This is a genomic window from Segatella salivae DSM 15606 (genome assembly GCF_000185845.1).
Lineage (GTDB): Bacteria > Bacteroidota > Bacteroidia > Bacteroidales > Bacteroidaceae > Prevotella > Prevotella salivae.
In genome coordinates, this window is record NZ_GL629647.1 from 498,846 (window position 1) to 525,018 (window position 26,173).

17 protein-coding genes are annotated in these 26,173 nt (G+C 37.1%); 15 read left to right on the forward strand and 2 right to left on the reverse strand.

What is annotated here, in order from left to right; translation table 11 throughout:
- Positions 1–188: 188 nt before the first annotated feature.
- Positions 189–4,595, forward strand: a complete 4,407-nt coding sequence (locus HMPREF9420_RS02110; protein ID WP_007133746.1) for a translocation/assembly module TamB domain-containing protein — start codon at positions 189–191, stop codon at positions 4,593–4,595.
- Between the two features lie 733 nt (positions 4,596–5,328).
- On the opposite strand, the gene HMPREF9420_RS02115 is transcribed toward HMPREF9420_RS02110, so the two are convergent.
- Both HMPREF9420_RS02115 and HMPREF9420_RS02120 read right to left on the reverse strand, forming a co-directional pair.
- Positions 5,329–6,189 carry a glycoside hydrolase family 25 protein gene (locus HMPREF9420_RS02115; RefSeq protein ID WP_044078689.1) on the reverse strand — a complete coding sequence of 287 codons (861 nt, stop codon included), beginning with the start codon at positions 6,187–6,189 and terminating at the stop codon, positions 5,329–5,331.
- Positions 6,190–6,277: 88 nt separating this feature from the next.
- Positions 6,278–7,918 carry a diphosphate--fructose-6-phosphate 1-phosphotransferase gene (locus tag HMPREF9420_RS02120; RefSeq protein ID WP_007133749.1) on the reverse strand — a complete coding sequence of 547 codons (1,641 nt, stop codon included), beginning with the start codon at positions 7,916–7,918 and terminating at the stop codon, positions 6,278–6,280.
- 193 nt (positions 7,919–8,111) lie between these two features.
- Between HMPREF9420_RS02120 and HMPREF9420_RS02130 the strand changes: the two genes are divergently transcribed.
- The 14 genes from HMPREF9420_RS02130 (at position 8,112) to HMPREF9420_RS02190 (ending at position 25,818) form a co-directional block, all read left to right on the forward strand.
- On the forward strand, positions 8,112–8,381 hold the full coding sequence (locus HMPREF9420_RS02130; RefSeq protein WP_044078693.1) for a hypothetical protein: 270 nt from the start codon (positions 8,112–8,114) through the stop codon (positions 8,379–8,381).
- A gap of 7 nt (positions 8,382–8,388) precedes the next feature.
- The gene (locus HMPREF9420_RS02135) at positions 8,389–8,934 is read left to right on the forward strand and encodes a 1-acyl-sn-glycerol-3-phosphate acyltransferase (RefSeq protein ID WP_007133751.1); all 546 of its coding nucleotides are present in this window, start codon (positions 8,389–8,391) and stop codon (positions 8,932–8,934) included.
- Positions 8,935–8,946: 12 nt separating this feature from the next.
- Positions 8,947–11,838 carry a golvesin C-terminal-like domain-containing protein gene (locus HMPREF9420_RS02140; RefSeq protein ID WP_007133752.1) on the forward strand — a complete coding sequence of 964 codons (2,892 nt, stop codon included), beginning with the start codon at positions 8,947–8,949 and terminating at the stop codon, positions 11,836–11,838.
- A 28-nt stretch (positions 11,839–11,866) separates the two neighbouring features.
- Positions 11,867–12,172: a hypothetical protein gene (locus HMPREF9420_RS02145; RefSeq protein WP_007133753.1), complete on the forward strand. Its 306-nt coding sequence runs from the start codon at positions 11,867–11,869 to the stop codon at positions 12,170–12,172.
- 73 nt (positions 12,173–12,245) lie between these two features.
- The gene (locus HMPREF9420_RS02150) at positions 12,246–14,300 is read left to right on the forward strand and encodes a YgiQ family radical SAM protein (RefSeq protein WP_007133754.1); all 2,055 of its coding nucleotides are present in this window, start codon (positions 12,246–12,248) and stop codon (positions 14,298–14,300) included.
- Between the two features lie 113 nt (positions 14,301–14,413).
- Positions 14,414–16,885 (forward strand): ferrous iron transport protein B, encoded by a 2,472-nt coding sequence (feoB, locus tag HMPREF9420_RS02155; RefSeq protein WP_007133755.1) that lies wholly within the window; start codon positions 14,414–14,416, stop codon positions 16,883–16,885.
- 17 nt (positions 16,886–16,902) lie between these two features.
- Positions 16,903–18,135 carry a type IX secretion system plug protein gene (locus HMPREF9420_RS02160; protein WP_007133756.1) on the forward strand — a complete coding sequence of 411 codons (1,233 nt, stop codon included), beginning with the start codon at positions 16,903–16,905 and terminating at the stop codon, positions 18,133–18,135.
- A gap of 44 nt (positions 18,136–18,179) precedes the next feature.
- On the forward strand, positions 18,180–18,452 hold the full coding sequence (locus HMPREF9420_RS14530; RefSeq protein WP_044078695.1) for a hypothetical protein: 273 nt from the start codon (positions 18,180–18,182) through the stop codon (positions 18,450–18,452).
- Positions 18,422–18,682 (forward strand): alpha-hydroxy-acid oxidizing protein, encoded by a 261-nt coding sequence (locus HMPREF9420_RS14535; RefSeq protein ID WP_248628124.1) that lies wholly within the window; start codon positions 18,422–18,424, stop codon positions 18,680–18,682. The genes HMPREF9420_RS14530 and HMPREF9420_RS14535 overlap by 31 nt, the downstream gene beginning before the upstream one ends.
- Positions 18,683–19,084: 402 nt before the next feature.
- Positions 19,085–20,125, forward strand: coding sequence for a UDP-3-O-(3-hydroxymyristoyl)glucosamine N-acyltransferase (gene lpxD, locus HMPREF9420_RS02170; RefSeq protein WP_007133758.1), 1,041 nt, complete (start codon positions 19,085–19,087; stop codon positions 20,123–20,125).
- 7 nt (positions 20,126–20,132) lie between these two features.
- On the forward strand, positions 20,133–21,524 hold the full coding sequence (locus tag HMPREF9420_RS02175; protein ID WP_007133759.1) for a bifunctional UDP-3-O-[3-hydroxymyristoyl] N-acetylglucosamine deacetylase/3-hydroxyacyl-ACP dehydratase: 1,392 nt from the start codon (positions 20,133–20,135) through the stop codon (positions 21,522–21,524).
- A gap of 17 nt (positions 21,525–21,541) precedes the next feature.
- A complete protein-coding gene (gene lpxA / locus HMPREF9420_RS02180; protein ID WP_007133760.1) occupies positions 21,542–22,312 on the forward strand; it encodes an acyl-ACP--UDP-N-acetylglucosamine O-acyltransferase in 771 nt (256 codons plus the stop codon).
- On the forward strand, positions 22,312–23,211 hold the full coding sequence (gene miaA, locus HMPREF9420_RS02185) for a tRNA (adenosine(37)-N6)-dimethylallyltransferase MiaA (RefSeq protein ID WP_007133761.1): 900 nt from the start codon (positions 22,312–22,314) through the stop codon (positions 23,209–23,211). The genes lpxA and miaA overlap by 1 nt, the downstream gene beginning before the upstream one ends.
- A 54-nt stretch (positions 23,212–23,265) precedes the next feature.
- Positions 23,266–25,818, forward strand: a complete 2,553-nt coding sequence (locus tag HMPREF9420_RS02190; protein WP_044078697.1) for a transglycosylase domain-containing protein — start codon at positions 23,266–23,268, stop codon at positions 25,816–25,818.
- Positions 25,819–26,173: the final 355 nt, after the last annotated feature.

Below are 26,173 nucleotides of genomic sequence, written 5' to 3' on the forward strand. Positions count from 1 at the left end.
ATTCCTTTTACCTTAATATAACAGAGTAAAATAACCGATGCAAATTTAAGGAAAAATAAGCATAAAAGAAAGAAAAAAGTTCAAATAATTCTCCTATCAATTAAAATTACTGTATTTTTGCAATACAATTATATCACAGACACAAACTGAAGAAACTCAAACATATTGTCAATGCCTTAATATGGACCTTGACAGGACTATATTTTGCGCTTATAATATTGCTACATATACCAGCAATAAAGAGTTGTATTGGCACTGAAGTGAGCCATGTTCTGGTAGAGAAGATTGGCACAAAAGTTAATATTGGCTCTATAAATTTAGGTTTTTTGAATCGTGTTATCATTGATGACATCCTCATCTATGACCAAAATGGTCAAAAACTTCTAACCTCTTCACGTGCATCAGTCAAGATAGATTTGATACCACTACTTGAAGGTCGCATCTCAATTTCATCCGCACAATTGTTTGGTGCCACAATAAAAGCCTACAAACTTACAGCTGAATCAAAACCCAACTACCAATTTATCCTTGACTCGTTAGCATCAAAAGAATCTACTCAAAAAAATGAACTTAACTTCCGAATTGGTTCACTTATTATTAGGAACGGACAACTAAAATACGACCAAAAAGATATAAAAGCTGCTCCGAACAAATTGGACTTGAAGCATCTTAACGTATCAGATATCAGTGCGCACATTATTCTTAACGAACTAACAAACGACAGTCTTAATCTCGCAATCAAGAAACTCTCCTTTAAAGATGCTTGTGGTTTGAATCTTGTTTCACTCTCTTTGAAGCTTGAAGCAAACAGACAACAGGCACTTTTGCGAAACTTTAACTTACAATTACCAGGGACCAAGCTCTATATTAAAGAGGGAATAGCGAGTTATTCATTTGAATCAGATAAACTTCAACTACCTTCTTTACAGTACTCCTTAGCCCTTGAACCCTCCGTTATACGCCCTGCGGATTTGTCTTTTATAATTCCTGAACTACGCAATTTTAAGAACAAGATTGATCTTTCGTTAGCTGTTAGTGGAACAAGTACTTCTACTCGCATCACCAATCTACAAGTTAGTGGACGCAGTATTTATCTTTCAGCAAATGGTTCTATTAGTAATTGGCAGTTAAAAGCACGTTGGATTGCTGATATTAACAGCCTTACTATGCAGGCGGATGGCATCAAATTTATCAGTGAAAACTTAGGGCATAAAATGAACATCCCTATTGAAATTACGCGTTTAGGAAACATAAAGTTTAAGGGAAGCATTGGAGGTTACGGCAAAGATATTGCCATGAAAGGTGCGCTTTATACTGATAATGGAGCTGCAAAACTAACAGTTGGCCTACATAAGAATAGTTTTAATGGACGTATTGAGACCTCCGGAATAAACTTAGGTAAGATTATAGATAACGCCCAATTAGGCATAATTGCTGCAAAACTCAATGCAAGTGGTAAAGCTGAAACAGGAAATCTTAAGATAAAGGCAAACGGAAAGATTGATAGATTGGATTATAACCAATATTGTTATCACAATATCAATATCAATGGGGTTATTCAAAAACAAAACAAACAAATGAGTTTCAATGGTAAACTCAATATCAATGATCCCAATGGTAAACTACAACTTAATGGTGATTTCAGTAATATTGGACGCTATCCCAAAATGAATCTCACTGCAAGTATAGTTAAATTTAATCCTCATGCTTTAAAACTGACCAGTAAATATCCATCGACTACGTTTTCATTGGATGTCAAAGCAAACATCAGTGGACGAAACCTTAACACAACAAATGGAATTATTGTGCTGAATAACTTTAAGATGTTATCTCCTAACAACAATTATGAGCTCAAAGAATTAAAGCTTGAAGCTGGTCAGGAAGACCATAAACATGTTGTTACTATGCAAAGCGATTTCGCACAAATACAACTCGTTGGGCACTATAGTTATGCTACTTTGCCCAATAGTATCGCAAATATTATAGCCAGCAAACTCCCTACTCTTCCTGGACTTCCACACATGAAACCTACAAAAGATAATGAGTTTGTTTTGCAAGGAGAAATCAACAAAAGCGATTGGTTACAGAAATTATTTGGTGTATCATTAGATTTAGAGCAACCAGCAAAGCTGTCTGTATCTGTTAATGACCACCAACGACAGATGAATCTCAAAGCGATTCTACCATCATTTACGTATGATGGCAATCATTTTGAACAAGGCTTTATCAACCTTTCTTCACCTTCTGATACACTAAAAGCAAACATTCGGGCACATAAAATCTCTGAAAATGGGAAAGGAATCTATTGGGATATACAGGCTAAAGCAGCTGACAACAAGCTGAATTCTGTGCTTACTTGGAATAATCTTAACGGCAAAAAGATTTATGGTTCCTTAGATACTGAGACCAACTTCTTTAAGAAAGAAGGTCATGATGCAGCACATATCAACGTACACTCTTCTAAGATTTTTATTGATGGTACGACATGGATTGTTCAACCTTCAGATATCATCTATCAAGCGAAGGACCTCACTATCGACCATTTTGCTATTACTCATGGTGATGAACATATTATCATTGGAGGACGTGCAACGCCATATTTGAAAGACTCTGTTACTACAGAACTCAAGAATGTTGATATCGCATATATTCTTAATCTCGTCAATTTCCACTCAGTTGAATTTAGTGGGAAGGCAACAGGAAAAGCCAATATAGCAGCTGCTTTCGGTAAACTCTCGGCCTCAGCAAAGCTTGAAGTCAATGATTTTCGATTCGAAGAAGGTCGAATGGGCACACTATTCGCTGATGCTAAATGGAATGAAAAGGAAGGTCAAATCGATATTGATGCGCTAGCAAAAGATACAACTTCAAACCTTCTTACAAATATATTGACGCCCATAGAAACAAAGATTACAGGCTATATATCCCCCAAAAAAGATTATATTGAACTGAATATAGGAGCTAATGGCACACGCGTTGAATTCTTAAAAACATTCTGTAGCAGCTTTATTGATCGTGCCGACGTGTTTGCAAATGGCAATATTCAAGTAGCAGGTCCACTCAGTAATATCAATCTCACGGGTGATGTTACGGCAAATGGAAGCCTACATCTCAGTGCATTAAATACCACATACACACTTAAAGATGTACATATTCATGCCATTCCCAATGAGATTCACCTTGTCAATGACACGGTAAATGATCGAGACGGCCATTTAGGAATTGTAAATGGAGTGTTATATCATCAGCATCTTACAAAGATGAGTTATGATATTCACATAGCAGCAAATAACTTATTAGCCTATGATACGCATTCATTCGGCGACAATACGTTTTATGGAACCGCTTATGCTACAGGAAAATGTGACATCCGTGGCAAAAGTGGTGAAGTCACAATAGACGTCAATGCAACAGCAAACGAAGGTAGTCAGATGGTCTATAATGCAGCCAGTCCGACTGCTATCACTAAACAAGAATTTATCCATTGGAATGATCGCGATAGCTTAATTATGCGTGCTCTTCATCCAAAAGAACAACGACAAGAAGCACCCGAAGCAGATATTCCTTCCGACATGCACATTAATTTCTTGGTTAATGTCACCCCTGATGCCACACTGAAGCTGATTATGGATCCCTCAAGTGGCGATTATATAGCCCTTAATGGCAGTGGAGGTCTACGAGCTACCTACTATAATAAAGGCAACTTTGATCTCTATGGCAATTATCTCATCGATCATGGCATATATAAACTAACAATACAAAATGCCATAAAGAAAGACTTCCAGTTTATTCCTGGAGGGACAATTAGCTTTGGTGGTGATCCCTATGCAGCTGCTTTGAAACTCAAAGCACAATATACTGTACAAGGAGTAAGTTTGAGTGATCTTAATCTTGGACGCAGTTTCTCGAACAATAACATTCGAGTGAATTGCCTAATGGATATCACAGGAACTCCTGCTTCGCCTAAAATTGACTTTGGATTAGACCTGCCAACAGTAAACAACGACGCTAAACAGATGATATTAAGTCTCATCAACAGCGAAGAAGAGATGAACCAACAAGTGATTTATCTCTTGGCTATTGGGCGATTCTATATGCAAGGTAATAACAACGCTGCAGCCGAAACAGGTCAAAGCCAAACAAGTTTAGCGATGCAAAGTTTGCTTAGTGGTACGGTAAGTCAACAGATAAACAATGTTCTCAGCAATGTTGTTAACAACTCAAACTGGAACTTTGGTGCCAATATTTCTACGGGAGATGAAGGCTGGAACAATGCAGAATATGAAGGAATACTTAGTGGTCGTCTGCTAAACAACCGCCTTTTGTTCAATGGTCAGTTTGGTTATCGGGACAATGCAAATGCAACAACAAGCTTTATTGGTGACTTTGACCTCCGTTATCTACTCTTCCCTAATGGTAACTTCGCTATACGCATGTATAATCAAACCAATGATCGCTACTTCACTCACAATAGTTTGAATACTCAAGGAATCGGGCTGATTCTTAAAAAGGACTTTAACAACTTGAAAGACCTGTTTAGAAGAGAACGAAATAAGATTATCATTAATGAAACAAATAATCATAAACAACCCTAACTATAAGGTTATCGACTATATAACTCTATAAAAATATCATGATAAAAAAATACTCTTGACTCAACAAGACTTTTGATAGTCTTGGAAAAAATAGAGTAACTCATGGAAAACGAAATTTTATTTGTGGTGCAAAATCTAATCAATAACAACTTGAAAAGAATGATGAAATAAATCAACAAAATGCCTTTGTATTTACGACTAAATTCTATTCTGTTCAGAATATGCCATAAAAGACAAAACATAGTAACTACCTATATATTAGGAGTTTATATGTTTTATCAAATAATATCGCACCGAATAGAAAATGAAACGCCCCATTTTGCTGCATAAAACCTATCAGATTACCTTCTAAAAGCAATGCTATCATTACTTCTTTTACATCAAATACAAGCACGATTAGGCTGTAATTAACTCAAAAAGCTTATGAACAAAGTAGATAAAAGCCCAAAATAAGTATCTAAACTACCTTTCTCTCGGCTTATATTCCCTTATTTCAGATATTACAAGGAGTGTTTTTTTTAAGAGATTTTCTTACAAGAATCAGCAATAATACAGAATCATTCTACCCTATAGAAAAATACAATCCTACATCTTTTTATAAGTGAACGTTATCATATTTGACAGAAATACAAAAAGAAAATTATTGGAGATTACTTAGAACTCACATTTAATTCTAATGAGGAACACCTTATCTCACGCCTCAAACATGTAGGAAATGATATTATCAAAAGGCCTACCACTTGTTACGCCCAATAGTCATTTGTTTAAGATCGTAATAGCTTCCGTTATATATATTGAAGTCAACATATCCTTTTATTCCAGGAAGTCGTCCTGCATCTGTATGCTGCCAAAACTTCCAAGGGCCCTTATACTCCACCTTATCTACATAATAATGTGCTATCCAATAAGGATAATCATTAAACACTGGCGCTGAAAGATAATTCTGTTTGAACTTATAATACGTGTAGATAATAGGTTTTACATGATATTTATCCTCTACTATGTGAAGCCAAGTGAGTACATCACGCTGAAACTCTTCAACGCTTTTATCTTTTGGTTTATGCTCAATATCAAGCACAGGTGGTAGATCTCCATCATTGAGATGTACCTTATTTAAAAAGAAATGAGCTTGATCGCGCGCAGAAGACTTATTACTCCAGAAGTGATATGCACCTCGAATAAACCCATAATCGCCTGCACTTTGGTAGTTTTTATAAAAGTTTTTATCAAGTTTTCCAGCCCCTTCAGTACTTTTTATAATAATAAACCTGATGGGACACCCCTCTATCATTGCATTAGATAGACGTTCCCAATCAATATCAGCTTGGTAATGAGAGATATCGATACCATGATTTTCATAGCCATCCGGATATTTAGCATCACCATAAAGAGCTCTCCATCGGAAACCAGTTGGGCTTACAAAGAAATAATAGAAACACCAAACATAGAGTGCAACCATACCCACTGCCCCCAATATAACAGCCCATTTGGGATAACGTCGAAAGAAAGAACGACGCGAACGCCTACACCTCCGCTTACTTTTCGTATGCAAGGTTTGAGTAGTTTTCTTATTGGAGGTTCGCCTCGTACCCATGTTTATTAAGAAACATATAGGGGATAAAATCTATTTTTCAAAGATTTTATCACCCTATATGATTATTTTTGTTGTCAATCAGGATTGATTATTCCTGCTCAAGTTTCAATGTTTTGGTTGGCTGATCACACACTTCAGCTGGTCCCCAATATTGAATTGGACCAGGATAAACATATTCTGTATTCATAGCCCATTGGTCACGGTTTGCAGCAAAAGCCTTGAATGGCTTACCATCAAGTTCAACCAACGCCTTACGAATAACTGGTTTCATCTCACCATTGCGTCTTTCCATGTTCATCATCATAGTGATTGGCACACCACCAGCTCTCCATTCGTCAGTCTTTGCTGTGGTATTCTTGATGATTGCCATATAACCAGTTTTACCATTTGCAACAAGTTGAGCTGCACTTGTTCCCAAAGCATAGCAGTAATCTGCATCAAAATTAGAAGGCGCAGCACATCTACCTTCATAACCAAAGAAGTGATGTTGAGGTGCAAAAGAGCCTTTATACTTACCTTCTTTAGCCCACTTTTCAAGCTTAGCTCCTACCATTTCAGAGAGCAACTTCTCTGTTTCTATCAATGAAACCTGTACATTTCCATGAGGATCACGGTCAAGACTCAACTGACGAGCAACTCCTTCAGGAAGGGTTTCAAATGTAGCTGCATTCTCTTTTGAAAGATGTTCAAGGATATATGCCCGCTGTGCGTCTTTATCAAGGTCCTTATAATCAGAACCATGAGCAGCAAGAAGGTCATTTAACTCTTGAATCAAGCGACCAATAGCAGGGATAAACTCTATCAATCCCTCAGGAATGAGGACTACACCAAAGTTATTTCCTTGCTCTGCACGATGTGCAACAGCCTTAGCAATGTTTTCAACAACATCGTTTAATGTCAAGTCTTTAGCTTCTATTTCCTCTGAAATAAGACAAATATTTGGTTGGGTTTGGAGTGCACATTCAAGAGCAATATGAGATGCAGAACGTCCCATTAACTTAATAAAATGCCAATATTTGCGAGCAGAATTGCAATCGCGCTCAATGTTACCGATAAGCTCTGAATAAGTCTTTGTTGCGGTATCGAAACCAAAAGAAGTCTCAATTTGGTCATTCTTTAAGTCACCATCAATAGTCTTTGGACAACCGATAACCTGTACACCATATTTCTTTGCAGCATAATATTCTGCCAAAACACAAGCATTTGTGTTAGAATCGTCACCACCAATAATAACAATTGCCGAGATATCCAACTTGCGAATGATCTCAAGACCCTTTTCAAATTGGTCTTCCTTTTCTAACTTTGTACGACCTGAACCAATCATATCGAAGCCACCAGTATTACGATATTGATCAATAAAATCTGATGTTATTTCAATATATTCATGGTCAACAAGACCACCAGGACCCATCAAAAAGCCATAAAGACGATTCTCTGGATTCAACTTCTTCAGTGTATCAAAGAGACCACTAATTACGTTGTGTCCACCAGGGGCTTGACCTCCTGAGAGAATAACACCCAGATTAAGTTTCTTGTTGTTGGCTTTTTCACCTGGTACGAACTCAATCAGAGGCATACCATAAGTGTTCGGGAATAACTTTTTAATTTCTTCTTGATTGTCAACACTCTTTGTTGGAGCACCCTCAACAATCTTTACTGCACCCTGAAGAGCTTTAGGTAGCTTTGGTTGATACGCAGCTCTTTCCTTTTGCAATGCACTAATTTCCATAATTTGTTAGTTTTTTATTTTTTGAATAACTAATTTTCTCCATTTGAACAGCTGCAAAAATACGGCTTTTCCATGAATTATGGAAATAAAAAAGCATAAAACAAGAATGGAACAAAACTTTTTCTGCATTATATGCACTACTTATCTTATTTTTAATTATCTTTGGCATGTAGAAATAACAAATAAGATTAATATGGCAAATAAACGTACATTGAAAAGGTCTATCAATTATATTTGTGGAGACTTGTTTGCAGAAGTAGCAGCAACATCTTTGTATAATAAAGATGTAAAACAAGAAAATGTTGATGCATTACTAACATCTATCCTCAGAGTTCATAATGACTTTATACGCCGTGTATCTCATCCCGAGCCAGGATTAGCACCAAAAGCTTATTATAAAGCAATTATTGAAGACTTCAATAAACAAGCCATTGAGATTATAGACCACATTCAGAATTTATAGAAAAAGAATGATTCAGGGATTCTGTAGATGGCTTTTATATAAGAAATTGGGATGGACTAAGTGTGTAACTGTGGCTCATCCTGATAAGTTTATCATCTGTTTAGCGCCACATACAAGCAATTGGGACTTCATTATCGGACAACTCTATGCTCAAGCTGAGGGTTTTAAGATTAACTTCCTAATGAAAAGAGAATGGTTTTTCTGGCCGTTGGGTGTCATTTTCAAAAGCTTAGGAGGCATTCCTGTATGGAGATCGAAGCACACAAGCATGACAGATAACTTGGCAGAGACAGCTAAAACAAAGGACTCTTTCAAACTATGTATTACTCCAGAAGGTACGCGTTCACCAAATACTGAATGGAAAAAAGGGTTCTATTTTATTGCACTAAAGGCGGAGATTCCAATCCTCTTATATGGTGTTGACTATGAGAAAAAGAAGATAGTCTGTACAGATAGTTTCACTCCTTCAGGCAATATTGATGAAGATATGCCTAAAATCAAAAGCTATTTCAAGGATTTTAAGGGGAAAAAGCCTGAGAATTTTGCATACTAAATAATCACTTTTATGAGAAGAATATTAGTTGCAATTGGTTTCTTTTTAACTTTTTCGATGCCATCTTTGGCTCAAACAACAAAGGAGAATACATCTATCACAAATGCGATTGAAAGTTTTCTGTCTAATTATTGTATAGAAAAGAAACATTCTTCTGAGTCAATACACATTAATAAACTTCAGATAGATAACTCTAAAAAAACAATCAACATCTCTATAAGTAATAGCTTTGCTAATATAGATTTTACGTCCAAAGAGGTTAAAAAGATATTCAAAGGGATAAAGAAAAAACTTCCTTCATGGTATAAAGACTATCAGTTGGTTGTTCAAACGTGTGGTATTCCATTGCAATATCTTCCTGATGACAGCAAAATTCCTGATGATGAAGGGAATCGTTTTTGGGGAGATATAGAATACAATGGCCTACCTTGGACAAGCAATGTATCGCGTCCATTTAATATTTCGCATGGACTATATAACAAACATGTAACTATTTGGGCTAGTCATGGCAGCTATTATGATTCTGAAAAAGGAGTATGGAAGTGGCAACGACCAAATCTTTTCGGAACAACAGAAGACTTGTTTACTCAAACTATAGTAGTCCCCTACCTTATTCCCATGCTTCAAAATGCGGGAGCGGTTGTGTTTACACCACGTGAAAGAGACTGGCAAACCGAAGAGCTAATTATAGATAATGATGTATCTAAACAACCTTCATATCTTGAAGTAAATGTAAAAGGCAATTGGGAAACAGCACCTCAGAAAGGATTCTCATACCATTCTGGCACTTATGAAAATGGAGAGAATCCCTTTATTGCCGGTACTGCTCGCATGATTAAAGCGACAAAAAGTAATCGTTACTCTTTAATTTCCTATCAACCACAATTTAACAAAGAAGGTAGATATGCCGTTTATGTCAGTTATCAAACATTAGAGAAAAGTGTTCCTGATGCTGAATATATCATATATCATAAAGGAGAAGTAACCCGCTTTAATGTTAATCAAACCATGGGTGGAGGCACATGGGTATATCTTGGAACTTTTGATTTCGCACAAGGTAATAGTCAAGACAACAGAGTTGTAATCACAAATCACTCTAAACATCATGGAATTGTTACGTCAGATGCTGTAAGATTCGGTGGCGGTATGGGCAACATTGAACGTGGAGGAATAGTTAGTGGTTATCCAAGATGCCTTGAAGGAGCACGCTATTATGCACAATGGGCGGGCGCACCTTCATCCGTTTATAATAGCAAATTGTGGCAAAATGACTATGCAGATGACATTAATTCGCGTCCTTATATGAGCAATTGGTTAGGTGGAGGATCATGTTTTGAGCCAAGCATTGAAGGCAAAAAGGTCCCTATCGAACTTTCACTTGCTGTTCATAGTGATGCTGGTTATGATAAGGATGGAGGCTTAATAGGTTCGTTAGCAATATGTACAACCAACTTTAATGAAGGCAAATTAAATGCTGGAATATCACGTTTGACATCAAAAGATTTAGCCAATCGACTCTTAAATGGATTTGATAGGGATTTACCTTCAATAGCAAATCATTGGATAAGACGATATCTATGGGATCGTAACTATTCTGAAACACGAAACCCAGAGGTACCTTCTGCCATTATAGAAACACTTTCTCATCAAAATTTTCCAGATGTTCTTTTGGGACAAGACCCAAACTTTAAGTTTACAATGGCACGCTCATTATATAAGACGATTACTCGTTTTATTAACGAAGGTCATGGGAAACCTACAATAATACAACCACTTGCACCTGGTAATTTCAAAATAGAATTCACGAGTATTGATAATATCAAGTTGTCATGGACACCCACAGAAGATAATTTAGAACCTTCTGCACACCCCACAGCTTATGTTGTTTACACGGCTATTGGAAACTCAGGATATGATAACGGCACTGTAGTAAAAGAACCATTCTACAATATTAAAACAGTACCTGGAGTGCAATATAGCTTTAAGATAACAGGAATTAATCGTGGAGGTGAAAGCTTTCCTACAGAAGAATTGTCTGCTTATCGACAAGAAGGAGCATCTAAAACGATTCTTGTTGTTAATGGATTTGATCGTCTTTCAGGACCATCAGTTATAGATAATGACGAAAAACAAGGAATTGAATTAGATAAAGATCCAGGCGTTTCGTATGGATTGACTGCAGGATGGAATGGAAGACAGCTAAACTTTGACAAGACAAAGATGGGCATTGAAGGTCCAGGAGGATTAGGATATAGTGGTAATGAACTCGCAGGAAAATTCATTATGGGGAATGATTTCTCTGCAGTAAAATCACATACAGAAGCAATTGCAAGTGCTAAAAAATATAATGTTGTGAGTTGTTCGATGCAAGCATTTGAAACATCAAACATAGATCTCTCTAAATATCAAGCGATAGATTTCATTTATGGCCTGCAAAAATATAACAAATATGCATTGAAAAATTATCAAGTTCTTTCTAAAACATCACAAGATCTTTTACGGAAATATACTAAAGATCATGGTAATTTAATTGTTAGTGGCAGTTATATAGGGAGTGAGATGCAAGACAACGAAAAAAGTACATTCTTAAATGATGTTTTGAAAGCTATCCACCAGCAAAATGATTCAAGTCAAATTGGAGAACAAATCAATGGACTTGGCACAACGTTTTGTATCTATCGACAAGGTAATTCAAGGCATTATGCTGCAACATCAGTAGACAGACTATCTCCCACTATGAATGCAATCTGCGCAATGCAATATAGTGATGGCTCAAGCGCTGCAGTTGGATATCAAGGCAGTGACTATCATTGCTTCACCATAGGCTTCCCACTTGAATGTATAAAATCAAATAAGGAAAGAAACGAAATCATGCGGGGTATACTTCAATATATAATGAAATAAATAAAATAACAATCTAAAACATAATACAATGTATAAAATACAAGCAAACCAATCAGGTACGCGCTCAATAGAGATCAGCGACAAACATTTAGAAACCATAGACAAATATCAACTCATGCGCAACCTTGTTGACAGCAATGGAATCATTGATGAGGTAGTACTTGATAAGCTAAAATTCAATGTTCGTTCTCTTTTAGAAAGTGAAACAGGCAATGATAAAGACCTCTTAGACTTGTGCTTGGATGTTATTTACAATCCAAATATGAAAGCCATCGGCCTTCATAATCTTGTAATGCTTTATGCAGATTGGAGAAATAAGCAAGAAAAAGCATAATAAGCTTAAATGTTATTGAACAAAATTAGCATGGTATAATTGCTCATTTTCACTTATTACAAACAATAAAAGATTGAATATAGAACAATATAAATTAACAGATTTCCTTCCAACAACCAAGAAAGAATGTGAACTTAGAGGTTGGAAGGAACTCGACATCATATTATTTTCAGGGGACGCTTATATTGATCACCCTTCTTTTGGAGCTGCCGTTGTGGGACGTTCTCTCGAGGCTGCAGGCTATCGTGTGGCTGTAGTTCCCCAACCAGATTGGCATGGTGACTACCGAGACTTTAAGAAATTAGGACGTCCACGGTTATTCTTTGGAATCTCTCCGGGCTGTATGGACTCTATGGTTAATAAATATACAGCGAACCGTAGACTACGTTCAGTGGACGAATATAGTCCTGACGGGCGACATGATTGCCGTCCGGAATACCCTACCATCGTATATTCTAAGATATTAAGAAGCCTATATCCTGATGTTCCTATAGTCTTAGGAGGAATAGAAGCATCAATGCGTCGTCTCACACATTACGATTATTGGCAAGATTGTTTGCGTCGATGCATCCTTTGTGATAGTGGGGCTGACCTTATATTATATGGCTCAGGAACAAAATCTATCATTCAACTTTGTAAAGAATTAGAGGCTGGATTGTCTATAAAACACATTCATCAAATTCCTCAAACAGTTTATTTAGCGAAAGAACAAGACGTTGAAGGTGGGATTACAGACAATGATATTATACTTCACTCACATGAGGAATGTCTACAAAACAAACGTGCAGAAGCCGAAAATTATCGTCATATTGAAGAAGAATCAAACAAAATTCATGCGCAAAGACTCCTACAAAAGGTTGGTGATGTTTATGCCGTCGTCAATCCTCCTTACCCTACCATGACGACAAAAGAATTGGATGAGATCTTCGATTTGCCTTATACTCGTTTACCACACCCTAAATATAAGGGGAAAAAGTTATTGGCTTATGAGATGATTAAGTTCTCTATCAATATGCATCAAGGGTGTTTTGGTGGCTGCGCTTTTTGCACAATATCAGCCCATCAGGGCAAATTTGTGGCATGCAGAAGTAAAGAAAGCATCGTCAAAGAAGCCAAGAAAGTAATCAGTATGCCTGATTTCAAAGGGTACATCTCTGATTTAGGTGGCCCATCTGCCAACATGTATGGTATGCATGGACGTAATTTAACGGCATGTGAACATTGTAAACGTCCATCATGCATTAATCCTCAGGTATGTCCAAACCTTGATACTGATCACACAAAACTATTGGATATTTACCATACTGTTGACAAGTTACCTGGTCTAAAGAAGAGTTTTATTGGTAGTGGTGTACGTTATGACTTGCTATTACATAAGAGTAAAGACGAGAAAGCAAACGCTTCCGCGCAACAATATACTCGAGAACTCATTAAAAATCATGTTAGTGGACGCTTAAAAATTGCACCAGAACATACCCAGAGTGATGTTTTGAGACTAATGAGAAAGCCTTCTTTCACACAATTTTATGACTTCAAAAAAGTTTTCGATCAAGTCAACAAAGAGGCTGGACTCAAACAACAAATCATCCCATACTTTATAAGTTCCCACCCAGGATGCCACGAAGAAGACATGGCTGAGCTTGCTGTTATCACTAAAGACCTTGATTTCCATTTGGAACAAGTGCAGGATTTCACCCCTACTCCAATGACTATATCAACAGAAACATGGTACACGGGCTATGATCCCTACACACTTGAGCCTGTTTATAGTGCTAAAACACCAAAAGAGAAATTAGCACAGCGACAATTCTTCTTTTGGTATAAACCCGAGGAACGGAAAAATATAGAAAGGGAACTTAAACGGATTGGACGCGAAGATTTAATCAAACGCCTATTTCCCAAAGGTGAATTCCCTAAAAGATCATTCCAACGTGAGACAAGATATAGCAATCGTCCTGTAGGAAGTACATTTGAAAAAGTTCCAAACGCCCCCGTAAATAGCGATAATGTCAGTAGGAAAAAAAGGGCAAAACCAACAAAAGAGAATCGCCAAAACAACTATTCGAAAGTAAAAACCTCAAAGAGTTTCAATCCCAACTTTTATAAAACAAACCATAAAAAAAGATAACTTGAATGTTAAAAGCATCATCATTAGTGAGTATTTTTTTTAAATGAATAACCTTGTTAAACTATAATATATATTGATTTTAGTACATTTGCAATAGTAAAGTATATTTTATTATGAAATTATCAGAACTGAAAACAGGCGAACATGGTGTCATTGTGAAAGTTATTGGGCACGGAAGCTTCAGGAAACGTATTGTTGAAATGGGGTTCATAAAGGGTAAGATGGTAAAGGTTTTACTTAATGCTCCGCTCATGGATCCCGTGAAATATAAAATTATGGGCTATGAAGTTTCATTACGAAGAAGCGAAGCTGAGATGATAGAAGTAGTCTCTGAATCGGAAATTAAAACTATAAAAGCCTCACAATCACACGAGAATAAAGAGATAAATACACAAGAAGATGACTCATCAATAGACGACATTCCAACCGAAAAGCAATTAGAAAAAATTGCTCAAGAGCGGCACAAGATTATTAATGTTGCATTGGTTGGCAATCCAAATTGTGGAAAAACATCACTATTCAACTTTGCATCTGGAGCACATGAACACGTTGGAAATTACTCTGGAGTGACTGTAGATGCAAAAGTAGGACATGCTGAATTTGAAGGATATACATTCAATCTCGTCGATTTACCAGGCACTTACAGTCTCTCAGCCTATTCACCTGAAGAACTATATGTACGCAAACAAATCATCGATGAGACTCCCGACATTGTGATAAATGTTATTGATGCAAGTAATCTTGAGCGCAATCTTTATCTCACAACACAACTTATTGACATGAACCTAAACATGGTTTGTGCTCTTAATATGTTTGATGAGACGAAGAAACGAGGGGACAAAATTGATCTCAACAAATTGTCTACACTCTTTGGAGTGCCTATGATTCCAACAGTTTTCAAGACTGGTGAAGGCGTTAAAGAACTCTTTCATCAAGTTATAAAGCTATATGAGAACAATGGAGAAGAGCATCCTTACGTCAGACATATCCACATAAATCATGGTCATGAGATTGAAAATGGTATCCAAAATATCCAAAAATATCTCAAAAATGACGTCAATGTACGACAAAAATACTCGACTCGTTATCTGGCCATTAAACTTCTTGAGAATGATGCAGACACCATAAAGTACATTCAAACACTATCAAATGCAGAAGCCATATTTAAGGCAAGAGAATATGCAGAGGCTCGAGTGAAAGAAGAAACTGGTGAGGATTGTGAAACAACAATCATGGATGCGAAGTATGGTTTCATACATGGCGCCTTAGAAGAAGCATTGTATGAAACAGGAAAAAACAAAGATATCTATCAAATGACCCAGTCAATTGACCGCGTCATTACTAATCGATATCTTGGCTTTCCCATATTTATCTTGGTTCTATTCATCATGTTTTCAGCGACCTTTATCATAGGACAAATACCTATGGATTGGATTGATGCGGCCGTAGCTTGGTTTGGAAAGATGATTTCTCAGAACCTACCTGATGGTCCAATTAAAGCTATGCTTGTAGATGGAGTAATTGGAGGTGTAGGAGCTGTTATTGTGTTCCTTCCACAAATCTTAATTCTTTATTTCTTCATTAGCTTTATGGAAGACTCCGGATATATGGCTCGTGCAGCGTTCATCATGGACAAATTGATGCATAAAATGGGACTCCATGGCAAATCGTTCATTCCTTTAATCATGGGATTTGGCTGCAATGTACCAGCTGTTATGTCAACAAGGACCATTGAAAGCAGACGTTCTCGCCTCATCACTATGCTCATTTTACCCCTTATGAGCTGCTCTGCTCGTCTACCTATATATATCATGATAACGGGTTCTTTCTTTGCTTTGAAGTATCAATCTCTTGTGATGCTTTCCCTCTATGTCATTGGAATTACAATTTCGATTATATTGAGTCGCATTTTCTCTAAATTCGTTGTCAAAGGTGAAGATACACCTTTTGTAATGGAACTTCCCCCCTATCGTTTCCCAACCTGGAAGGCTATGGGGCGCCATACATGGGAAAAGGGCAAGCAATATCTAAAGAAAATGGGAGGAATCATCCTTGTTGCCAGTATTATTGTATGGGCATTAGGTTATTTTCCACATGATGATAGCCTGTCTCCTCAACAACAACAGGAACAAAGTTACATCGGAAAGATAGGAAAAACCGTTGAACCAGTTTTCCTTGCACAGGGATTTGATTGGAAAATTGATGTTGGATTGCTCTCTGGTGTTGGGGCAAAGGAGATTGTAGCCAGCACGATGGGAGTTCTTTATAGCAATGATTCGAGCTTTAGTGAGGACAATAAATTCAATGATGCTGGAGGCAAATATCAGGCTTTACGCCGACAAATGACACACGACATCGCCAGACTTCATGGCATCAGTGATATCGAAGCGGCTCCAATAGCTACACTTACAGCCTATTGTTTCCTACTTTTCGTACTGCTCTATTTTCCTTGTATAGCAACAATTGCGGCTATAAAAGGAGAAACTGGGAGTTGGAAATGGGCCCTTTTTGCAGCAGGTTACACAACCATGTTAGCTTGGGGAGTCAGTGCCGTGGTATATCAAATCGGTAGATTATTTATATAAATTAAGGTTGAAATAGAATGATAAGAGGCTATAAGTACATTTTTACCCTCCTACTATTGTGCTTTACAACTACTATAACGGCACAAAGAAATGAAGTCATATCGCCAGATATTGCGACATTGCAAGTAAGGAATGTCAACCAGCCTCTATCGATGTTACCCATCATTCAACTAAATTCTAACGAACAGATACAAATTTCTTTCGACCGATTTGGACACGAATATCATCGCTATACCTATAAGATTACCCATTGCGAAGCTGATTGGTCGCCATCCACCCAACTCTTTAGTACAGATTATTTAGATGGATTTCGCGATAATCTTCTAATTAATCAAGTGCAAGAATCAGTCAACACGAATGTAATTTACACGCATTATGCCTTCAGCTTACCTAATGATCAATGTCGTATAACCATGAGCGGCAACTATAAAGTTGAGGTATATGACGAGGAAGATAATAAGCTATTAACAGCTTATTTCATGGTTGTAGAGCCCTTGATGAAAGTTGAATTGACTTATACTTCGAATACAGACATCGATGTAAATCAATCACATCAACAAGTTGGAATGATGCTAAAATTTGGAAACTTAATGGTTACTAATCCTGCCACTCAAGTCAAAACAATAATACTTCAGAATGCAAGATGGGACGATGCGCGTGTGAATATACAGCCCCAACTCATATCACATGATGGATTACAATGGCAGCATTGTCGGCAATTTATTTTCGATGCAGGAAACAATTATCGTAAGTTTGAATGTCTATCTGTAGATCATCCTACCATGGGAATAGAAAGAATAAACTGGGACGGGCATAATTATCAGGCATATTTATGGCCAGATCTTCCACGAAGAAACTATGTCTTTGACGAAAGTGGCCAAGGAATTTTTATCATACGAAATAGCGATAATAATGGTAATGACTATCTTTCAGATTATGCTTATGTGAATTTCACCTTGCAAACAGATACTTCCGACGACGCCATATATATCAGTGGTGGATTGACTAATCATCACTTAAGTCCTCAATACAAAATGAAATATAATGAAACTCAACATCTATACACACTATCTTTACTCTTAAAACAAGGTTATTATTCGTATGAATACGTAAAAATAAAACCAGATGGTACTACACAAATACTGCCATCAGAGGGAAACTTCTATCAAACTAAAAATCATTATCAAGCTTTAGTCTATTTCAAAGGCGTCAATGACCGAACAGACAGACTTGTGGCAGTAAGTCAATAGGACAGATTCCACGATTATAAATATAAACAAATATACGGATGATTATGGATAACCAAGCAAAACAACAATGGCCTGGTCCCGCAGAATTAATCCCTGTTACAAGCGGAAAAGCGGAAGATGCCAACATACATAACCGCAATTTCCTTGATCATATCTTAGTGGAAATGAGAGTGATTGACGCTATTGAACCAGATTTGACAACAGAAATCTTTGGCCAAAAGTTTAATTCTCCCACCACCATGGCCGCATTCCATTTGGCATTCCCCCAGCTTATGCTCTTCCAAAGATTAAAGATGCACTGGCAGGAAGCAACATAAAAATCTTTGCTGACTGTGGCATTGAGTCTGGATATGACGCATATAAACTCTTAGCGCTTGGCGCAGATGCCGTCTCTGTAGGCCGAGCTATCCTTTCACCTCTATTAAAAGAAGGTAAGGATGGTGTCATCAAACAAATTAAAAAGATGCATGCAGAATTGTCTGAGCTTATGATGTATACTGGCATTAAAGACACTCGAACTTTTGATGTGAATGTACTTCATTATTAAGGATATAGCAATCTGATAATCAACGCATTATAAAGACTTTTTTAAACAGGCCATTTCACGACATGATTTGCCTCATTTTGCATTGTTATTTGAGCCAAATCATGTCGTAAAATGACTGAATAAGAAATCCAAAAGGATATCTATCTCACTTTATTATGTCCCTCATACCTTTATCCTTATTCTAAATTCATTTTATAAATTCATCTTTATGATAAAGAATACAGATTCATAACGTTTCATAAAATCTTTTTATCTCTTTCCAAAAATCCGTTTAATTTACAATAAAGAATAAAGGAAATAAATGGTTTGCACGCAAAAAACGTGAAATAATGCCACTCAAATCATTCAGTATGGATTAATTTTGTTATATTTGCAGAAATATAATTGAAGATACAATTTAATATGGAATTTTCAGCAAAGCAAATCGCTCAGTTTATCCAAGGACGTATTGAGGGAAATGAGAATGCAACAGTTAACACCTTTGCTAAAATTGAAGAAGGTGTTAAAGGGGCAATATCTTTCTTGGCTAACCCTAAATATATTCACTATCTTTACGACACTAAGTCGACTATTGTGCTTGTCGATAAACAGATAGAAATAGAGAAACCCGTGCATACCACTATCATAAGAGTTGCAAATGCACGTGATTGTGTAGCAAAACTCCTACAAATGTATGAGGCTTCTATGCGTCAGAAGAAGACCGGAATTGATTCATTAGCCTTTGTTTCTCCAAGTGCAAAGATTGGTAAAGATGTATATATTGGTGCATTTGCCTACATAGGCGACAACGTTGTTATTGGCGATGGATGTCAGATTTATCCTAATGTTGTCATGAATGAGAACATTAGTTTGGGAGAAGATTGTATCATTTATCCGAATGTAACCATTTATATGGGATGTAAAATCGGTAATCGTGTAATTATACATGCAGGCAGTGTTATCGGTGCAGACGGCTTTGGCTTTGCTCCAAATGGACAAGATGGATATGACAAAATCCCTCAAATAGGCATTGTAGAAATTGCTGATGATGTGGAAATTGGTGCAAATTCATGTGTCGATCGTTCAACTATGGGCAGTACAAAGATTAAAAAAGGAGTAAAACTTGATAATCTTGTGCAAATAGCTCATAATGTAGAAGTAGGTGAAAACACCGTTATGTCGGCTCAAGTTGGTATTGCAGGAAGTACGAAAATCGGTCAATGGTGTATGTTTGGCGGGCAAGTTGGTGTAGCAGGTCACATCGAAATTGGAGATAAAGTGTTCTTAGGTGCGCAGAGTGGTGTACCGGGAAGTCTTAAAAGTAACCAGATTTTAATAGGTACTCCCCCAATGGAAAAACTCCCTTACTTTAAGTCTCAGGCTATATTCCAGCGTTTACCAGAGATTTATAAGGAACTAAATGCATTGAAAAAAGAAATAGAAGAACTAAAGAAACAAAGATAAACATTATATGGAAGCAAAAAAACAGACAACTCTTAAAGGTAGTTTTTCGCTTTTTGGAAAAGGATTACATACAGGATTGAACCTCACTGTAACATTCAATCCCGCACCGGAGAATACGGGATATAAAATACAAAGAATAGACGTTGAAGGTCAACCAATCATCGATGCAGTAGCAGAGAACGTAGTAGATACACAACGTGGGACCGTGATTGCAAAAGGAGACGTGCGTGTTTCTACGATAGAACATGGTATGGCTGCACTCTATGCATCGGGAGTTGACAATTGTCTTATCCAGGTAAATGGCCCCGAATTTCCTATACTTGACGGCTCTGCTGCACTCTATATTGAGAAGTTTAAGGAGATTGGTATAGTCGAACAGAATGCTACAAAGGACTATTACATCATTAGACATAAGATTGAAGTAAAAGATAAAGAGACTGGATCTGTCATCACTATTCTACCTGATGACCAATTCAGTATTACTGCAATGTGCTCTTTTAACTCTAAATTTATTAACAGCCAATTTGCTACTTTGGAAGACATGTCTACCTTTGACACACAGATTGCGCCTGCAAGAACCTTTGTGTTTGTAAGAGATATTGTGCCATTGTTAGAGGCCAACCTTATAAAAGGAGGTGATCTCGATAATGCAATTGTTATCTACGAGCGCGAGGTTAGTCAGGAAAAATTAGACCAGTTGGCTGATGTTTTGAAAGTTCCACGCATTGATGCTAAGAAGATTGGATATATTCAACATAAGCCTTTGATGTGGGAAAACGAATGTACTCGACATAAATTACTTGATATTATTGGTGACATGGCACTCATCGGTAAGCCTATCAAGGGTAGAATTATAGCCACTCGACCAGGCCATACCATTAATAACAAGTTTGCAAGACTAATGAGAAAAGAGATTCGCAAACATGAAGTTCAAGCTCCAGTCTACGATCCAAATGAGGCTCCTATCATGGATAATAAGCGTATTCGCGAACTTCTTCCTCATCGATATCCCATGCAATTGGTAGACAAAATCACCGCAATGGGTCCAACAAGTATTGTAGGTGTGAAGAATGTTACAGCCAATGAACCTTTTTTCCAAGGGCATTTCCCGAACGAACCTGTTATGCCTGGAGTACTTCAAATAGAGGCAATGGCTCAGTGCGGTGGCCTGCTTGTGCTTGGACAACTTGAGGAACCAGAGAAGTATTCAACATATTTCCTGAAAATAGATGACGTGAAATTCCGTCAAAAGGTTGTTCCAGGAGATTCTCTTCTCTTTAAGGTTGAGCTTTTAGCTCCTGTGCGTCATGGCATAAGTTCCATGAAAGGATATATGTTTGTAGGTGATCAAGTAGTTTCAGAAGCTACATTTACCGCTCAGATTGTAAAGAACAAATAACTTAGTATAAAACAAATATGAACCAGATTAGTCCGTTAGCCTATGTCCATCCCGAGGCAATCCTTGGGGATAATAATATCATTGGCCCGTTTTGTTATATTGATCGAGACACAGTTATAGGTGATAACAATGTATTACAAAACAGTGTTACAATCAATGTTGGTGCACGAATTGGCAACGGAAATGAGATCTTTCCAGGTGCCAGTCTATCCACAAAGCCACAAGATCTGAAATTCAAAGGCGAGATAACAACCTGTCAAATTGGCGATGGAAATAGTATTCGAGAGAATGTAACAATATCACGCGGAACAGCATCCAAAGGGAAAACGATTGTTGGCAATAACAATTTGCTAATGGAAAACATGCATATTGCACATGATTGTGTGGTTGGGAATAATTGCATTGTTGGCAATTCTACAAAATTCGCAGGTGAAGTTACCATTGATGATAATGCTATTATCAGTGCAACTGTTTTGACACATCAATTTTGTAAAATAGGAAGTTATGTAATGATTCAAGGAGGTTGTCGTTTCAGTCAAGACATCCCACCTTATATTATAGCAGGTAAGGAGCCAACAAAGTATTGTGGAATAAACCTTGTTGGACTACGTAGACGAGGTTTTAGCAATGAATTGATAGACTCTATTCATGAAGCTTATCGACTGCTTTATTCAAAAGGTGTACTTAAAGAAGGAATCGAAGAGATTAAAAAGAACCTTCAAATCACTCCTGAAATCCAATATATCATTGATTTCGTAGAATCGTCTAAACGAGGCATTATTCGCTGATGAAGACACTTGTTGTTGTTCTTGGCCCGACTGGGGTTGGCAAAACAGAACTTTGTATCAAGATTGCTCAACACCTGAATACACCTATTATAAATGCAGACTCCCGACAGATTTATGCAGAAATTCCAATAGGTACAGCTGCGCCAAACCAAGAACAACAACATCAAATTCGACATTATTTCGTAGGGAATCATACAGTAACTGATTATTATAGCGCTGCTAAATATGAGTCAGATGCCTTGTTTCTGATAGAAAATCTTTTCAATAAAGGACATAACACCCTACTTTTGACAGGAGGAAGTATGATGTATATTGATGCCGTATGTAACGGAATAGATAACATACCAACTGTTGATCAAGAGACACGTGAACTATTAAAAGAGAAGTTAGCAAACGAAGGCTTGGATTCTCTTGTGGAAGAATTAAAACAATTAGATCCAGAACACTATCAAATTGTAGACAAAAAGAATCCTCGACGTGTAGTACATGCTCTTGAAATTTGTTACATGACAGGGAAAACTTACACGTCTTTTCGTAAACAAACTATAAAGCAAAGACCTTTTAATATATTAAAGATTGGATTAAACAGAGATAGAGACGAACTCTACACAAGAATCAACTCACGTGTAATTGATATGTTTAATCATGGATTGATCGAAGAGTGTGAACGAGTATATGACTATCGAAACCATAACGCATTAAATACTGTCGGTTATAAAGAAACATTTAATTTCCTTGATGGTTTACTAACAAAAGAGGAGACGATTAGACAAATCCAATCAAACACTCGCCAATATATGAGGAAACAACTCACTTGGTTTAAGCGTGATAAACAAATTAAATGGTTTCAACCTATGAACTTTGAAGAAATTATAAAATATATTGATGATAATATATAAATGCCGATATATTTTGTACATTTGTATTATTCAAGATACGCAAAAATTAAAAATATGAAGATAAAAAGAGTTTTTAAATGGTGCGTCAACCTTTTACGTAACTTCTGGCCTTGGTATAAAAAGTTATACAAAGGACGTGCATGGTATACTAAGACTATGATTGGTTTTGTTTCATGTATAGTTGCATTCTTTATCTATCTTGGTATGGTAGATATGAACTTCCTATGGCTTTTTGGTAAATCTCCAGGCTATTTTTCTGGTATTTTAGATCCCCAGACGAGCGAAGCTTCAGAGATTTATAGCGCTGATGGAAAACTCATTGGAAAGTATTTTAATGAGAATAGAACACCAGTTAAATACGAAGAAGTTAATCCAATGTTCTTCCGAGCATTGATAGATACGGAAGATGAGCGTTTCTACAAACATTTTGGAATAGATCCGATTGGTTTATTTGGCGCAATGAAAGATGCCATACTACGTCATGATGGACGTGGGGCTTCAACTATTACTCAGCAATTAGCCAAGAATATGTTCCGCGTTCGGTCGCAATATTCCACGGGACTTTTAGGAAAGATTCCAGGCTTAAAGATGTTAATTATCAAAAGCAAGGAATGGATTATCGCAACTAAACTCGAAACAGTTTATTCCAAAAAAGAAATTATAACGATGTATGCCAATACCGTTGATTTCGGCAATAATTCATATGGGATAAAAACGGCCGCAAAGACATATTTCAACACTTCACCAGCGAAACTTACCACAGAGCAAGCTGCTGTGCTTGTAGGTATGTTAAAGGCTACGTCTTACTACAACCCAAAAACTAACATAAAGAACTCTTTAGCACGCCGAAACACCGTATTAACTAATATGTATAATCATGGTGATTTAAGTCGTGTTGCATGTGATTCCTTAAAAGAAATCCCGATAAAGTTAGACTTTAAAGTAGAAGAAAACTATGATGGACAAGCTAAATACTTCCGTGAAGCAATTGCAAACTATCTGAAAGATTGGTGTGAAGAGAATGGTTACGATCTTTATTCAAGTGGATTAAAGATCTACACTACTATTGATACACGAATGCAAAAGTATGCTGAAGATGCTGCTAAGAAGCAAATGAAGCAAGTACAACAGAACTTTAATAACCATTGGGGTATTTATAGAAATCAAACGAGTAATTGGCTCCGTCAAGACCCTTGGCAAGACGAAAATCATCAAGTTATTCCTAACTTTATTCAACAAATTGCAGAACGTCAGCCTTTCTATAAAGCTTTATTAGCACGCTTCCCCAACAATCCTGACTCTGTTAATTATTATTATAAGGAATGGAAGCATCCAGTTAAAGTCTTTGATTATGATAAAGGAACCATCACAAAAGAGATGACATCTGAAGATTCCATCAAATATATGACGACATTCATGCATTGTGCTTTTGTAGCTATGGAGCCTCAAACTGGTGCAGTGAAAGCATGGGTCGGAGATATAGACTTTAATTCTTGGAAATATGATAAGGTTACAGCAATGCGTCAGCCTGGTTCTACATTCAAATTGTTTGTTTATACTGAGGCTATGAACCAGGGATTGACTCCTTGTGACAAACGACGTGATGAATATATCTCAATGCAGGTATATGACAAAAAACAACATAAAGAAGTTACATGGACGCCAAGAAATGCCAATGGCTCATTTAGTGGAGATTCTATCCCTTTGAAAAGTGCCTTTGCAAAGAGTATCAACTCGGTTGCAGTTCGCCTTGGCCAGGAAATGGGAATTAAAAGAATTATAGAAACAGCCAAGAAGATGGGTATTACAAGTCCTTTGGATGATGAACCTTCTTTGGCTTTAGGTTCCAGCGATGTAACCTTATTACAGATGGTAAATGCCTATTGTGTAATTGCTGATAATGGCAAACATCATGATCCAGTCTTAGTAACTCGAATATTGGATAAAGATGGAAATGAAATCTATGTAGGCCCAACAAAGTCCGAACAAGTTATTCCTTATAAGAGCGCTTTCTTAATGCAACAGATGCTTCAAGGTGGACTTCGTGAACCAGGAGGAACCTCTCAATCTCTATTAGGATATGTAGGAAATTATCGTGATACAGAGTTTGGTGGTAAAACAGGAACAACAAATAATCACTCAGATGCTTGGTTCATGGGAGTTAGTCCACGTTTGGTAGTTGGAGCTTGGGTAGGTGGAGAGTATAGAAGTATACATTTCAGAACTGGTGCATTAGGACAAGGAGCACGAACAGCCTTACCTATTTGTGGTTATTTCCTGCAATCCTTATTCAAAGACCCTGAATTCAAACAATATCATGCTAAGTTTGATAAGCCACATGATGATGATATTACCAATGATATGTATCTTTGTGCAAGCTATAGTTCACAAGCTAAACGCGACACTACACGCCGAGATAGCATCATTAGCGAAGAAGAGGTTTACTTAGATGAGGATGGTAACCCTATATCTAATCCTTCTGAAGAATCTGAAGAAAATTCAAAGAAGGCCTCAGATAATTTTAGAAACAATAAGAATACAGGTGAGTCTAAGAAAGAGAAAAAGAAGAAGGCCTCTGAACAACAAGTTAACTTAGACGACCTTTGATAAGGTATAAACTCAAATATTGCTGTCCAATGAAAACTAAACAGCATGATTTTTCGTGCGGAATTGTCTCAAAATAGGCAATTCCGCATTATTTTTGAAAACTAAGCCCCTAATCCTGTAAGGAACTCCCGTAAACTTCCACACGGAAACGCGAAAAAAGGATTTTTAGTCCTAAAGTGTCGCACGGAAACGCGAAAAAAGTATTTTTAGTCCTAAAGCGTCGCGCGGAAGCATGAAAAAGAGATTTTTTGCCTTAAAGCGTCGCGCGGAAGCATGAAAAAATGATTTTTAGCCTTAAAGCGTCGCGCGGAAGCATGAAAAAGAGATTTTTTGCCCTAAAGCGTCGCGCGGAAAC

Excerpts from the sequence above, each read along its gene's own strand:
- HMPREF9420_RS02160 (WP_007133756.1), top strand. The coding sequence starts at position 16,903 with ATGATAAGAGGCTATAAGTACATTTTTACCCTCCTACTATTGTGCTTT.
- HMPREF9420_RS02190 (WP_044078697.1), top strand. The coding sequence starts at position 23,266 with ATGAAGATAAAAAGAGTTTTTAAATGGTGCGTCAACCTTTTACGTAAC.
- HMPREF9420_RS02115 (WP_044078689.1), bottom strand. The coding sequence starts at position 6,189 with ATGGGTACGAGGCGAACCTCCAATAAGAAAACTACTCAAACCTTGCAT.
- HMPREF9420_RS02175 (WP_007133759.1), top strand. The coding sequence starts at position 20,133 with ATGGAAGCAAAAAAACAGACAACTCTTAAAGGTAGTTTTTCGCTTTTT.
- HMPREF9420_RS02145 (WP_007133753.1), top strand. The coding sequence starts at position 11,867 with ATGTATAAAATACAAGCAAACCAATCAGGTACGCGCTCAATAGAGATC.
- feoB (WP_007133755.1), top strand. The coding sequence starts at position 14,414 with ATGAAATTATCAGAACTGAAAACAGGCGAACATGGTGTCATTGTGAAA.
- HMPREF9420_RS14530 (WP_044078695.1), top strand. The coding sequence starts at position 18,180 with ATGGATAACCAAGCAAAACAACAATGGCCTGGTCCCGCAGAATTAATC.
- HMPREF9420_RS02140 (WP_007133752.1), top strand. The coding sequence starts at position 8,947 with ATGAGAAGAATATTAGTTGCAATTGGTTTCTTTTTAACTTTTTCGATG.
- miaA (WP_007133761.1), top strand. The coding sequence starts at position 22,312 with ATGAAGACACTTGTTGTTGTTCTTGGCCCGACTGGGGTTGGCAAAACA.
- HMPREF9420_RS02120 (WP_007133749.1), bottom strand. The coding sequence starts at position 7,918 with ATGGAAATTAGTGCATTGCAAAAGGAAAGAGCTGCGTATCAACCAAAG.
- HMPREF9420_RS02135 (WP_007133751.1), top strand. The coding sequence starts at position 8,389 with ATGATTCAGGGATTCTGTAGATGGCTTTTATATAAGAAATTGGGATGG.
- lpxD (WP_007133758.1), top strand. The coding sequence starts at position 19,085 with ATGGAATTTTCAGCAAAGCAAATCGCTCAGTTTATCCAAGGACGTATT.
- lpxA (WP_007133760.1), top strand. The coding sequence starts at position 21,542 with ATGAACCAGATTAGTCCGTTAGCCTATGTCCATCCCGAGGCAATCCTT.
- HMPREF9420_RS02130 (WP_044078693.1), top strand. The coding sequence starts at position 8,112 with ATGGCAAATAAACGTACATTGAAAAGGTCTATCAATTATATTTGTGGA.